This is a genomic window from Microcoleus harperi Pol14_C6, assembly GCF_036701295.1.
In the GTDB taxonomy this organism is placed as follows: domain Bacteria; phylum Cyanobacteriota; class Cyanobacteriia; order Cyanobacteriales; family Microcoleaceae; genus Microcoleus.
This window is the reverse complement of record NZ_JAUBQN010000002.1, coordinates 133,084-146,580: the sequence shown is the minus strand read 5'-3', so window position 1 is coordinate 146,580 and position 13,497 is coordinate 133,084. Positions and strand designations below refer to the sequence as shown.

The 13,497-nt window shown below is 46.9% G+C and carries 12 protein-coding genes; 5 read left to right on the top strand and 7 right to left on the bottom strand.

Annotated elements, in window-relative coordinates; all coding sequences use genetic code 11:
• Positions 1-20 precede the first annotated feature (20 nt).
• The gene (gene xrtO / locus QUA27_RS02295) at positions 21-1,607 is read left to right on the top strand and encodes an exosortase O (RefSeq protein WP_333066092.1); all 1,587 of its coding nucleotides are present in this window, start codon (positions 21-23) and stop codon (positions 1,605-1,607) included.
• Positions 1,585-4,485, top strand: coding sequence for a TIGR02921 family PEP-CTERM protein (locus QUA27_RS02290; protein WP_333066091.1), 2,901 nt, complete (start codon positions 1,585-1,587; stop codon positions 4,483-4,485). The genes xrtO and QUA27_RS02290 overlap by 23 nt, the downstream gene beginning before the upstream one ends.
• A 205-nt stretch (positions 4,486-4,690) precedes the next feature.
• Here QUA27_RS02290 and QUA27_RS02285 read toward each other — a convergent pair whose 3' ends face one another.
• The 4 genes from QUA27_RS02285 to QUA27_RS02270 form a co-directional block, all read right to left on the bottom strand.
• Entirely contained in the window at positions 4,691-4,993 is a 303-nt protein-coding gene (locus QUA27_RS02285) for a Rieske (2Fe-2S) protein (protein ID WP_333066090.1), read from the bottom strand.
• Positions 4,994-5,136: 143 nt separating this feature from the next.
• Entirely contained in the window at positions 5,137-5,805 is a 669-nt protein-coding gene (locus tag QUA27_RS02280) for an HAS-barrel domain-containing protein (protein WP_333066088.1), read from the bottom strand.
• A gap of 139 nt (positions 5,806-5,944) precedes the next feature.
• Positions 5,945-6,136, bottom strand: coding sequence for an NAD(P)H dehydrogenase subunit NdhS (locus tag QUA27_RS02275; protein ID WP_293145052.1), 192 nt, complete (start codon positions 6,134-6,136; stop codon positions 5,945-5,947).
• 251 nt (positions 6,137-6,387) lie between these two features.
• Positions 6,388-7,458 carry an Mrp/NBP35 family ATP-binding protein gene (locus QUA27_RS02270; RefSeq protein WP_333066086.1) on the bottom strand — a complete coding sequence of 357 codons (1,071 nt, stop codon included), beginning with the start codon at positions 7,456-7,458 and terminating at the stop codon, positions 6,388-6,390.
• Positions 7,459-7,648: 190 nt separating this feature from the next.
• Here QUA27_RS02270 and hemF point away from each other — a divergent pair, with 190 nt between their 5' ends.
• Positions 7,649-8,692: an oxygen-dependent coproporphyrinogen oxidase gene (hemF, locus tag QUA27_RS02265; protein ID WP_333066085.1), complete on the top strand. Its 1,044-nt coding sequence runs from the start codon at positions 7,649-7,651 to the stop codon at positions 8,690-8,692.
• Positions 8,693-8,749: 57 nt separating this feature from the next.
• On the top strand, positions 8,750-9,112 hold the full coding sequence (locus tag QUA27_RS02260) for an STAS domain-containing protein (RefSeq protein ID WP_006631392.1): 363 nt from the start codon (positions 8,750-8,752) through the stop codon (positions 9,110-9,112).
• Between the two features lie 245 nt (positions 9,113-9,357).
• On the opposite strand, the gene QUA27_RS02255 is transcribed toward QUA27_RS02260, so the two are convergent.
• A complete protein-coding gene (locus QUA27_RS02255; RefSeq protein ID WP_333066084.1) occupies positions 9,358-9,978 on the bottom strand; it encodes a chromophore lyase CpcT/CpeT in 621 nt (206 codons plus the stop codon).
• Positions 9,979-10,319: 341 nt separating this feature from the next.
• Here QUA27_RS02255 and psb29 point away from each other — a divergent pair, with 341 nt between their 5' ends.
• Entirely contained in the window at positions 10,320-11,033 is a 714-nt protein-coding gene (gene psb29, locus QUA27_RS02250; protein ID WP_333066083.1) for a photosystem II biogenesis protein Psp29, read from the top strand.
• Between the two features lie 233 nt (positions 11,034-11,266).
• Here psb29 and QUA27_RS02245 read toward each other — a convergent pair whose 3' ends face one another.
• Both QUA27_RS02245 and QUA27_RS02240 read right to left on the bottom strand, forming a co-directional pair.
• Positions 11,267-11,803: a late competence development ComFB family protein gene (locus QUA27_RS02245; protein ID WP_006631395.1), complete on the bottom strand. Its 537-nt coding sequence runs from the start codon at positions 11,801-11,803 to the stop codon at positions 11,267-11,269.
• 209 nt (positions 11,804-12,012) lie between these two features.
• Positions 12,013-12,954 (bottom strand): M23 family metallopeptidase, encoded by a 942-nt coding sequence (locus tag QUA27_RS02240; RefSeq protein ID WP_333066082.1) that lies wholly within the window; start codon positions 12,952-12,954, stop codon positions 12,013-12,015.
• Between the last annotated feature and the right edge of the window lie 543 nt (positions 12,955-13,497).

Sequence of the window (13,497 nt, the reverse complement as noted above, 5' to 3'; positions counted from 1 at the left end):
CTAAGATGTCACCAACGTGAATGTCAAGCGGTATCATGCAGCGCACCAATCTTCCCAATTCTGACGTTCCAGATGCTGTCAGTCCCAATTCTGGGGTTAATTTGGTTTGGCTGGCTCCTTGTTTGTTAGCCCTTGCTTGGTTTTGGGCCAATATCTCGGCAGTTAAGTGGCTGTTATCCTCGTTTGTTGAGATACCCACACTGTACAAGATAGTAATTGGTTTTTTGATTGTAGCATTAGTAGTGCGATCGAGCGGGAACTCCGTTACCGCAGCCCTCGAAGAGGATCGCCCCCCCGGATTTTCACCCCATTTCGTTTTGAGGCGATATCCGCTGCTGTTGATGTTGGGTACGGGTATTTGCTCGATCGCCCTTCAGTGCATAATTGATATCAAACAAGTTACTGTCCTGTTATTTATCCTCGGAACTTACGGGCTGTGCGGCTTATTGGTGGAGCCGCACTTTTGGCGAAAAAACTTACCCGTTGCAGGCTTGCTGGCTTGTATTTTACCATTTAACAGTCAGTTGAATAGTGGCTTAGGTTTGCCGGCGCGAGTGCTGACTGCTCAGGTAGTAGAACAGTTGCTCTCTCTGCTGCACATTGGGGCTATTTCTTCTTACGATATTATCGTTTTGGAAAACGGCATCGCTCACGTTGATGTGCCTTGTAGTGGCATTAAAACCCTCTTAGTGGGAACGCTATTTTTGCTTGCTGCTACCTGGCTAGAATGCCGCAAATTGAGTTTAAAATGGCTGGCAGTATGCGCTGCTAACTTATTAATGTTAGTGTCTGCTAACGCTTTGCGGGTTGCCGTGCTAGTGCTGGTTGCCCAAGTTTTACAACAGCCAAATTATGCAGCAATGCTGCACGTACCCCTAGGAATTGTGGGTTTAATCGGCGCTTGCTTCTTAAGTTGGTTAATGCTGCAAAAAGTTCCGACATTTCAAGAAACAAAAGAAATTAATTTTAACTCGCAACGGGATTTAGAAATAGTCAAAAATCAGCCTTTGGCTAAACCTGGACTAATTGTGGCGGTGGCGGTTTTGGGTGCAATTTCTCAATTGTATCATGTAGAAAGTGAAAAATTAGCGATCGCCCCCCTGAAATTTCCCGAACCGATTGTGTCCGAATCAATCCCGCTGAATCCCAGCGAACAAAAATTCTTTGGCAATTACCCCGGCACCCAAACAGAAAAAAAGAGATTTGTATCAGGCAACTTGCACGGTTCCCTGCTCACAGTAGCCAGCACATCTTGGCAGACTTATCACGCACCGGAGCTGTGTTTTGTAGCCAGCGGCATTCCCGTCAATCGAATAGAAATAAAACAGCTAACTCCTGCTGTAACGGCGCGCTGGCTGTCTCTCAAAGACAACCAACTATCCGCTACATACTGGCTGCAATCTGCACAGCAAACTACCGATAACTTCTTGTCGCGCATCGGCAGCGATATCACTCACAAAAACCATACTTGGGTGCTAATTTCCATTTTATTTAACAGTTCAGTACAAGCAGAAAATCATGAATTAAAAGAGTTTGCTAGGAATGTATACGATACCGTTAAACAAAGCTTATCAGGAGAAATGAATGAAAATCAAACAGGTATTTAATGGAGTTTTTCAAACAATTTTTTGGGTATGGAATTTGACTTTCTTATCGATTGTTTACTTGGGAATTTTGCCGATTATAGGATTGCCATTAATTATGGCGACAATCGATGGCATTATCCCGGTAGAGTTTTCTTTGACGATGGCAGCTACGATCGCAGTACCCACGGTATGTACATTAATAGGAGCTAGGCGTTTTAGCAAGCAACCCCTACAGCTAATGCGTTGGTTTTACGGCGTAGAAGCACCGCTATTTTTGCTGTGTTTGCTCCGCTTGTTCCTGCTGCGAGAACTCACCCCAGCTAGTTATCAAATTATCGCTACTATTGCTTTGTGCATTGCAGCATTTTTAGTAGAAATGCTGTACGGATATCTGGGTAAAAAAGAAAATGTTCAAAATGTCTCAGATTCTCCAACTTCCCATAAAAAACAGCCTGGTTCTTTCAGCTTGATCGGAGAAAAGCAAAGTGCCTGGTTGCAATTAGGATGCCATAGTTTAATGCTAGTAGTTGGCATTTGGGCGGCAACATTGCTGATGTATTACGCTGTACCTGTAGCCTTGTTTACACTTTATGGATTCTTCAATGTAGTCATTGAATTTTTCAAGTTTACATGGGTATCAGCATTTTGGGATATCTTTAGATACGGGGAGTGGATATGGGGTTTAATTTGGATACCGCTATCGTTTATATTGTTTGGTTTAACCTGTAGCTTGTTCGTTGTCATGCCTTCGCTGTACGGCTTTCTTTACATTCATTCCGGGCGGAAAATATGGCAGAGCTTTGCTGCACAATACGGGAAAAATAAAGCGATAATAGGAAGTTTGGGAGTCATAGCAGCTTGGCTGGCTATTTTCGCCGCTTTGCAGCAGCAGCCACAAGTTGAAGCACTGAAAATGCTGGCGACTCCGCCCGCAAACGAGAGCAGCCGCGAAACTTTATTAGCCAAATCTGATATGATTCGATCCGGCTTAGTTAACGCTTATTTGTCCCCTTACCGCTACCTCAGCACTGTAGGAGAAAACAACCACATTTATGAGATATACAAAAATACTTTGAATTTGCCTGATGGAGCAGCTCAAACGGTGCAGAACAGCTATAATTTTTTAATGTCGCCGTTTTTATATCAAGGCTCTAGTGCTGATGTGGAAAAAGCCGAAAAACTCTACGGCGAATTCTTCGATACGGAACTGCAACAAGGTGACACAGAAGCAGTAAAACACGCGGTACAGTCAACCTCAAACCGGGAAGAAGCAAAAGCTGGTTTGCTGAATGTCAATCAAGAAAAAGTATGGTTGCAGTCGCAAGAAGTGACAGTAAAAGAAAACGGCGACTGGTCTGACGTTCAACTCTACGAAGTTTACAAAAATCAAACACCGAACTTGCAAGAAGTATTCTATTACTTTTCCTTGCCGGAAAGCGCCGCAGTTACAGGAATTTGGCTGGGAGATACTGGCGATTTGAAAAAGCGTTTTGTATTTACGGTATCGCCTAGAGGTGCGGCCCAGCAAGTCTACAATCAACAGGTGAGAGAAAGAGTCGATCCTGCTTTGCTAGAACAAATTGGCCCCAAACAATACCGCTTGCGGGCTTTTCCAATCCCGGCTAAAAGAGAATTCACCCAAACTGACGGGCCAACGGAAATGCACCTGTGGCTGACTTACAAAGTCATGCGCCAGCCGCAGGGTTGGGCGATGCCTGTTTTGGCTGAGAAACGCAACATTTTCTGGAACCAAAATACTCGCCGCACGATCGCCGGAAAAGAGGTAAAATACAGCGGGAAAGAAGCAAGAGAAACTTGGCTGCCACCCTTTTTGCCCGCAGTCGCACAGCAACCTCTAACAGCGCAGCAGGCGGTTCTACCGGGAGGAAATATCATTTCTGCTAACTCGCTGGCTGAGGCAAATTACTCGCTACCGCAAGGCAAAAAACTTGCAGTTATTCTCGATACTTCCCGCAGCATGACGGCCCAAAAGAAGGAAGTAAAACAGACTTTTGAATGGTTGAAAGCGAATGGAGCCGGCAAAAATGCTGTTGATTTGTATGTCGCCAGCGCTGCGGGAATGCCACCTAAGTTTGTGGAAGATGTACGCAATTTCGATGCAGCAAAGGTGACATTTTACGGTACGATCCAGCTCAAAGATATGCTGCAACAGTTTGCACAGTTGCGGGGCGATAAAAGTTACGATACTGTATTTTTGGTGAGCGATCGCCACAGTTACGAATTATCGGACGATCGCCAACCTAAACTTTCCATCTCTGCACCCCTATGGACAGTGCATTTGGGAGGCTTGCCTCCCGGCTACGACGACGCAACTTTAAAGGTGATTCAAGATAGCGGTGGCGGAGTTGCTACGGATATGAAAGAGGCGATACAGCGAGTAGCAACGACAGCAGCTTCGGCTAAATCTACAGTTAGTGTTGTTGACGGCTATGTTTGGAGTTATGCCAAAACCCCGCCATCGAAAAAAACCGCAAAATCGGCGGCAGTTGCAGAGTCAAAAAATGCCGGAAATGAAGGCTTTAAACCGATAGCTGCGCGGCAGTTGATAACTGCACTTAGCAAGCAGAAAAGTTCCAATCAATTGACGCAACTGGATGCGATGCACGCCGTAGCTAAAAATTTCAAAGTGGTGACGCCTTATTCTTCGATGATTGTGTTAGTTAATGACGCGCAAAGGGAGCAGCTAAAAGCAGCAGAAGCTAAGAACGATCGATTTGATCGCGAGGTAGAATCGGGTAAGGAGGAGTTAACTAAGCCGAATAACCCTCTGAATGTTTCGGGGGTTCCTGAACCGGAAGAATGGCTGCTGTTGGCGGTAGGTGCGATCGGGCTTTTGGCGATTTTCTTCCGTCAGCGGCGCGCGAAAACGGTAGGTTGAAAGTAAATCCGGGTTGGCTACTCCCTCCATGGTTCGGCGGTTGAAACCGCTCCTTGTCAAACAAAGTCTGCCTCCGCAGACAAAGAGAGTGAGGGAGTATTTAAGCCGGACTTGATATCAAGTATTAATCTACAGTCGTCTTGAGACGACTTTAGCTATGAGACAGGGGTTTAAACCCCTGTCGGACTTAACGAATAACGAATAACTAATCTATTTCTACAAAAACTCGATCGCCCTCAATTTTTACCGGATAAGATTCCAGGGCATCGCTGGGTGCATTCAAACATTTACCAGTATCTAATTTGTACTGATACTTATGAAACGGACAGGTAATGATACCGCTGCTTACCTTACCCATGTCGATCGGATATTCTAAATGAGTGCAAGCATTTCGGTAACAAGTGACATTCATGCCTTGACGATTCAAAATCACTGAAGTTTCGTCAACTTTTACCTTCAACACACCCCATTCGGGAACTTGATTTACTGCTGTTATCTCTACCCACATAAAATATTTTTTCTCCAAAAAAACCTGACCTGGACTTACGCAGAACCTAATTATGTAGGGTGCGCAATGCGCACCTTACTGCTATAAGTAGCACGTCAAACCACTTTTTGCGTAAGTCCAGATTATCTTATTCCAGCTTCCTCCTAGGGATGAATCTGACTCAAAATTACCCGCAACCTGTCATAATCATCCTTCAACAAAACACTCAAACTCCTCCCCGCTTCCACCAACCAAGATCGATCGCGCATCCGCAACAGATAAATCTCCCGAATCGCCGCCGCCGTCAGCGCATCCACCGGCGCATTAGCCACTCCCAGCAGCGTCCTCAAAAAATCCAACTGCACGGTAAAATCAATCACCTCATCGGGTTCGCAGCGATAAACCGCCTGGTGAATTTGTGGCGGGCGCGGCGGCAAATACTGATAAATTTTACCCCTCGATGGGCCGTGACCGTTGAACCTTTCCGGCGCAGCCTCAAACCCCACAATCGCCACTCGAAACTCGGTTTTGAGCATCGCAAAAATCTGCGGTTGTTCTTCCCGCAACTCTTCCAGCGACAAACCCAAAGCGCGAGCTCTGTGTACCGAGTCGATCGGGCTAGTCGTAGCGTAATAAACCACACCGTAAATTTGATTTTTCGACTCTTCATCCTCGGCCTTCACCCAACTCCCAAAAGGCGGCATCACGGGAAAGCTTAAGTCTTCCGGTTCCAAACATTGAGCCAAAAACTCCGAAGTTGCGGTCTCGATTACCTCAGCAATGCGATCGGGATGGCGCTCTTTTATAGCAAATTGGGGTAAAGGTAAACGCATAGTTTTAGTGATTAGTCATTAGTCATCAGTTATCAGTCATTAGTCATTAGTCAAGGGTTTTCATTTAGTAGCCTGGTCTTGGGTACTTTACCAATTACAAATTACAGATTACCCATTACCAATGACTAATAACCGCTGACTATTTCGCGCGGCCAGCCGTAGCATCGACAAGTTCCAACTGCGACAGGCGGAACGTAATCAGCTTGTCCCAATTCCCGCCTTCAAACAGTACCGCGACCTTTCCGTCGGTAACTCGCTGGACTTGTCCTTGAAAGGCGTAGTAAATCTCACCCTTATCTTTAACTCGAACTGCCGAACCTGGAAAAATCATAATTGTTTCAATGTTATGTTTGCTGTTTATAGTTTACCTTTTCTTGGCGATCAAGACTTGATGCTAAAACAGGCAAGATGCCTGTTCCACAAACTAAACAGGCAAGATGTCTGTTCCACAAACTAAACAGGCAAGATGCCTGTTCCACAAACTAAACAGGCAAGATGCCTGTTCCACAAACTAAACAGGTTTCTTCTGGGGTGGGCGTCCCGCCCGCCCATCAAAAGCTGATTAACAATGCAAGATGTGAGTTAGGCTAAGGCTGCTACGGAAACTTTACCGGCAATGCGGCCCGCGATCGCCCGCAACTCCCTAGCGGAAGCAGAACCCGGTTGCCCCACCACGATCGGCACCCCCGAATCGCCACCTTCCCGCAACGGAATTTCCAGCGGAATGCAGCCTAACAGCGGCACTCCCAACTCAGCAGCAGTCTTTTCCCCGCCACCGGAACCGAAAATATCGTATTGCTTGTCGGGCATATCCGGCGGCACAAAATAGCTCATGTTTTCCACAATTCCCAATACCGACACTCCCAACTGCTGGAACATTTTTAAACCCTTGCGAGAGTCCAACAAAGCCACAGTCTGCGGCGTCGTCACGATCACCACACCAGCCATCGGCACAGCTTGCGCCATTGTCAACTGCGCGTCTCCAGTACCCGGAGGCATATCGACAATCAGATAGTCTAAATCGCCCCAATTCGCCTGGTAGAGGAACTGCCGGATGATGCCGTTCAACATCGGGCCGCGCCAAATCACGGGCTGGTCTTTGTCAATTAAAAACGCCATCGACACCAATTTGACGCCGTAGTTGAAAGCGGGTTCGAGGGTTTCTCCGCTTTTTCCGTCCCTAACCATGACTTTCGCGTCCCCTAAACCCAACATATTTGGGTCGTTGGGTCCATAGATATCCGCATCCAGCAAACCCACCTTAGCGCCGGTTTGCGCCAGCGCTACTGCCACATTTACGGCCACCGTGCTTTTGCCGACGCCGCCTTTGCCGCTGGAAATTGCGATAATATTTTTAACGCCTTCAATGCCTTGGCGATCGACCACTCCCTTTTGCTGGGGCGTCTCGGCTGTCACCTCCACCGCCACTTTTTCGACTCCTGGCAACTGTTTGACCGCTTTTTGGCAATCTTCGACAATAAATTCTCGCAGCGGGCAAGCAGGCGTTGTCAGCACTAAAGTAAAACTGACGACACCGCCGTCAATTTTTATGTTACGAATCATGTTCAATTCCACCAAACTCTTTTGCAGTTCGGGGTCTTGCACGGGTCGCAGGATTTCTAAGACTGAACTAACATCGAGTGTATTGGGCATTGTGTTCTCCACCATAGCTCTGCAATTGGGTTAGCGAATTTTCGATCGCAGGTTTAAGTATATTTTTATTGCTATTTTTTAATGTAACTTCATAGCGATCATTTGCAGACCTGCGGTGGCATAATTACATGACGACTGGATTTGGGATTCATCGCCCATCTAAGACTCAAATCTGACAACAGAAAATTTTATGACAGTTTCTACAACACTTAAAACAGCCACTTCCCCCTTTTTGCCGCCCGCTGACTCTAGAGCTAGAGTCAGCCAATTTATGAAAAGCCTACAAGACGAAATTTGTCAATCCCTCGAACAGCTCGATGGTCTTGGCAAATTTAAGGAGGACTCTTGGGAAAGGTCCGAAGGCGGCGGCGGACGTTCTCGCGTCATGCGCGAAGGCGACGTGTTTGAACAAGGGGGAGTCAATTTTTCCCAAGTGTGGGGCGAAAGTTTGCCGGCTTTGATTCTGGCAAAGCACCCAGAAGCAGCAGGTCACGATTTCTATGCAACGGGTACTTCGATGGTGCTGCACCCCCGCAATCCCTACTTGCCCACAGTTCACCTGAATTACCGCTATTTTGAGGCCGGGCCGATTTGGTGGTTTGGCGGCGGTGTGGATTTGACTCCTTATTACCCGTTGGCTGAGGATGCAGCTCATTTTCACAAAACTCTGAAAGCAGCTTGCGATCGCCACCATCCCGGATATTATCCGACATTTAAACTCTGGTGCGACGAATATTTCTACCTCCCCCACCGCCAAGAAACCCGCGGCGTGGGCGGCCTGTTTTTTGACTACCAAAGCGCTCAAGGCGCGCTTTACCGCGACCATCATGTCAAAGGCAAAGCCGCTGAGTGCAGCAACAACATCGGCGTGCCGGAACCTAGAACTTGGGAGTCGCTGTTCGCCTTCGTACAGGATTGCGGCCGGGCATTTTTGCCGGCTTACACCCCTATTATTGAAAAGCACCGATCGAAAGAATACGGCGAGCGCGAGCGTAATTTCCAACTTTACCGCCGCGGCCGTTACGTTGAATTTAACTTGGTGTACGATCGAGGCACGACCTTTGGCTTGCAGACCAACGGACGCACCGAATCGATTCTCATGTCCCTGCCACCTTTGGTACGCTGGGAATACTGTTACGAGCCAGAACCCAACTCTCCCGAAGCCGAACTCTACTCCAAGTTCTTAAAACCGCAAGATTGGGCGAATTGGATGCCTCAGCAGTCACCGACCTGAGTTAAACTACTGGGACAGTAACCACCGCGATAGATAATAAATTTGAGGGAAGGGTCAGTGATTCATATTGATCAAAAAACCCACACGCTTCAAGACGGTACAACAGTTATCGTCTTAGCACCGACAGGACGGTTGGACATCACTACAGCTTGGCAATTCCGCCTCAAGTTGCAAGAGTGTATTTCCAAACTTAGCCGCCATGTTGTAGTGAATCTTGGTCAGGTTAACTTTATCGATAGCTCTGGCCTGACCTCACTTGTAGCAGGTATGCGGGATGCGGATAAAGTTAAGGGAAGTTTCCGCATTTGCAATGTTCATCCCGAAGCCAAACTGGTGTTTGAAGTCACCATGATGGATTCTGTGTTTGAAATCTTTGAAACGGAAGAAGAAGCTCTAGAGGGGGTGCCACGCGCAAGTTGACCATTCCCGCTTGCATCGGTTGCGGTGTAAGCGCAATTTAAGCTTGAGGCTGTCAAAATGCGCCGGAACCCTGCACAAGAACAGGAAGCAGGTAAATTCTTGCCAGCTTCCTTATGCTTTCTTCCTTTCTTGAGAGGTTGAGAGGTTCACCAAAACACTAAAGTAGAAGAATAGGTCAAGGTAAAGTCTTGCCTTCTATCCTAGATAGCTAAATCTTTCTTCCTTGTTTCTTGTTGCTTCTTGCTTCAAACCAATATCTCAGCAGCAAAATCCTGACGCTTGACAAATCTAAAAGGGCCCATTAAAGCTCCCCAGATAGCCTTGCCTGTCGTGGGGTTTATTCCTTTGTCGTAGCTGAGAAATTCCTCGCCTGCGGCTTCAAATCCCAAGTCTACTTGGTAATTTTGCCCCCCGTAGGCAAAGCCGCAGCGAGTGCCCTCCGGCAAAGATGCGCGAAAGCGATAGCCGTTTGAGGCTAAATTTTGCACCGCAACCGAGAGGGTGCAGCCGGGAAGGAGTTGGATTTGCTCCTTCGTTAGCTTTCCAAGCAAGTCGGGGTTGCAACCGGCTCCTTTGACGGCTGCGATATCCTTGAACATATAATACTGAGCTTCAATCAGTCCCGGCACTATCTGTGAGTGCCTCAGTTGCACGATGCGGGGGCGGTATGGCTTGTCTAATTCCAGAATGTTGGCTTGTTCGGCAAATAGGGCAATGCTGGGTTCAGAAAATAAAGGAACGGGTAGTGGTCTTTGCCACATACGAAGGTGGACGTACCACGCCGGGTCTGCTAGCGCTTGTTCCCGGTTGTCAAATTCGCCCGCCATGTACTGGGCTAAAGCTATTAATTCAGGAGAAATTGTCATGTTTGTTTGATTTTTCACGATGAGGGGTTGACAAGAAAAAGTTATTGTGATAATAGGTCATATCTAGGCTGGGCAAGTCAGAAGATTAGATTTATGAGCGATCCCAGCTAAGCTATGATTGTAAAGATACTGGGGTTTTTCCCTCCTATTGCGACATATTAATTGTTGCTGCCGATCGCGCGTCAAATATTTTTGATAAAAAATATTTTCTCGCAAGGAGGCGGCAACGCTTAAAAAACTGGCAATTTTTGTTAGATCGATCGCAGAATTGACTCCCCCGACTTTACTCACGCCGCGCTGGCACGCCCGCTACGGCAAAATTATTTATCTATAAGACTCAGGTGAACAATAACCGTACTGTTTCAGATACTAAGCGAAGTTTCTATACGATTCACACTCGACCGATCAACTCAATTTACCGTCGAGTGGTGGAAGAGTTGATGGTAGAAATGCACTTGCTTTCGGCGAATGCCGATTTTCAATACGACCCGATTTATGCTTTGGGTGTAGTGACAGCTTTCGATCGATTCATGCTTGGGTACGCCCCAGAAGCAGACAGAGTTTCGATTTTTAACGCTTTGTGCAAGTCCCTAGAAGACGATCCAGAGCGCTACAAGCAAGACGCTCAGCGATTGGAAAGCTTGGCGGATAGACTTTCCGGGCAAGAGTTGCTCTCGTGGCTCGATCGCTCGACCAGCTTTGAAGATACAGCGGATTTGCAAGCGTCTTTAGGGGCGATCGCCAGCAACCCCCAATTTAAGTACAGCCGCTTGTTCGCTATCGGTTTGTTCTCGCTGTTAGAAAAAGCTGACCCTAACTTAGTAAAAGACCAAGAAACGCGAAACGACGCGATCGCTAAAGTCAGTGCGGCCTTGCACCTGCCAGAAGAGAAGGTTAGCAAAGATTTAGATTTGTACCGCAGCAATTTGGAAAAAATGGCTCAAGCGCGAATAGTGCTTCAAGATGTCATCCAAGCGGAACGGAAAAAACGCGAAAAGCGAGAAACAAAAGTTACCGCTGGCCCCTCGGCAGACTCTTCTGACAGCAACAATTAATCGTTTGAGGGAAGAAGGAAGAAGGAAGAGGGAAGAAGGAAGAGGAAATTTTTTATTTGATGTAACAAATAAAGAAAACTCTTAAATTTTAATTTTTTTTCTTGAATTCTGGCTTCGGTCTTGTGCCTTCTGGCTTCGGTCTTCAGATGAATCTTGCTGACTCAGAAACTAAAAATCCCGCTTTCTGAATTGAGCGGGATCGACTTAACTGAAATAGAGCTGTTGGGTTGGTACTAAGGCTGCGGCTCAAAATTAGTCGCGTTAGCTTGCAGCCAAGTGCTTAGCTGTGAAAGAACCTCGTTTCCAGAAGACTTGCCCAAAGCTGTGGGGTTTGGGGTGTCGGGTCTGTCCAAGTTGCGGGCGATCGCCGCGTTGACTTCTTTGGAAATCAAATCGTGAAGTTGCTCTTTAGCCCTAGCCCTTTGAAAATGAGCGCCCTCTTCCGTCGTAGCGTACAGAGGTGGCAGCCTATTTAAAGCATAAGCTGCAATATCTCCCACATCGAGACTCAGGTCGCTCGTCGCCTCAATTTCTGCCACCCTAGCGATCGCATCGCTGAGTACCAACTCTTCCATAACGTTGATGAACTGTTTGCGTGGCAGAACCACTACTTCCCCAGTCAACAAAGATCCCATCAGACGATCGAGAGCCATGTACTCTTCGATCGACAATTCCGAAGCCGTATTGCAGATCCGTCCCACCTCAGCTTCCATAGACGGCGTTAAATAACCATCCTGCAAAGCCTGTTCAACAATTTTTTCAATACTCATATATGCGTCCCCGCTCAACGGCATCATTAATAAAGTTTTGTGAAGACGCGATGGTTAGCGTCTTGAGATTTGAGTTGTGAGGGTTGAGTTGAGAAATTTTATACAAATCCTAACTCAATTACAGATAACCCATAACAGTTATCTGCACACCCCAGCCACAAACTTACCCCATAATTGACTGATAAATCCGTCAAAACCTGTAAAAATTCCTACTCAACTCCCTGAAGCCGCCAAGGTACAGGATCGACGGACTGCCCGTGCACGTACAATCCCCAGTGCAGGTGAGGACCTGTAGCAGCCCCCGTTGACCCCAGAGCACCGATTACTTGACCGGCTTTCACGACATCGCCTTCCTTGACATCAATCCGGCTGAGGTGCATCAAAATACTTGCTACCCCCTGACCGTGGTCGATACCAACCACGTTCCCGTGGATTTTGAAGCCTTGCGATTCGCGTCCCACTAAAGACACGCGACCTGCTGCCGGTGCCACGACAGGGGAACCGTAAGCACCTGCGTAATCAACGCCGCGGTGGTAGTAGTCTTGAGCAAATACCCCATTATAATAACGTCGCACCCCGTAAATAGTAGTAATTTCGCCGGAGTTAGGGCGCAACAATTTGCCGTCCCAAAATTTTTCGGGTGTCACCAGTGCTTTAAATGCGTCTACGCGATCGAATTCAGCATCTGTACCTTCCTCGTCTTTCCCGGGAGGTAGCCAGATGGATTGAGTGGGAAAATCTCGATCGCGCACTTGCACGCTCAACTTCTGCACTTGTCCGTCACCTGTGACTTGGATTTGGCGGGTACCGGCTTTCTCTACCGGCGTCGTCGGCAGCAAGGCCCGAAAGCGGCCGTTGCCGATGGGAAACGCGGGGTAGTTTTTTTGCTGTAGAGAAACTTTTGGAGTTTCCCCGCCGTTACCGTCAACCTGAATCATTACTGACAGCGTATCTCCCAGTTCTGGATTTGTCGGCGTCACAACTACCTGCAAAGCTTGCACCGGCAGGGCAAAACTTAGAAGGCCAGCAACAATTCCCCCGATCGAAGCGGCGGTTAGCTTGTTTGCTTTAAACTGCCGCCACCGCAAAATCCGACCCGTAACTATTTCCGCACTTAGCCCGCCGTTGCCTCGACTCACAGTCATTATCATCACTAGGTGTCCTTAATCTTTGTCTCGCTGATATATTTTTAACTATCTAGACTAACTATAGCAATCCGCAATAAGTCGAGAGAAAAAGCCTTAGGTAAAAAGCTTGGCCACAGATTTGGAGATTAGAGACTAACTTAAATAAATACTTAACTTGAGGTGATAAGAATAATAAAAATTCTCGTAGCGCGGGGAGGAAAGCCCGCTTGAGGCAGACGCTCACACTACAGTTACCATTACAAATATACGAGAACCCAAGTTTCAACAGAAACACTCTTCATCTCTAACCGGATGATTATATTTTATCAGTCCTAGGTACTATTACATAATTTTTAACAATTGGTATTAGTTATAAGTTCACGGCGCTATAGAATTATTTTTAACTCAATATCTGTTAAATCAATTCTTTCTTTGCCGTTTAGTTTCCGACAACCTTCCTCAAACTCTCTAGTTATTCTAGCCTGTTTTTGGCAAAATAGTATTAATTCCCAATTTTAAAATCTCACCTCTAAAATGGTATGAGATAAAAATTGAGACTTGCTATAA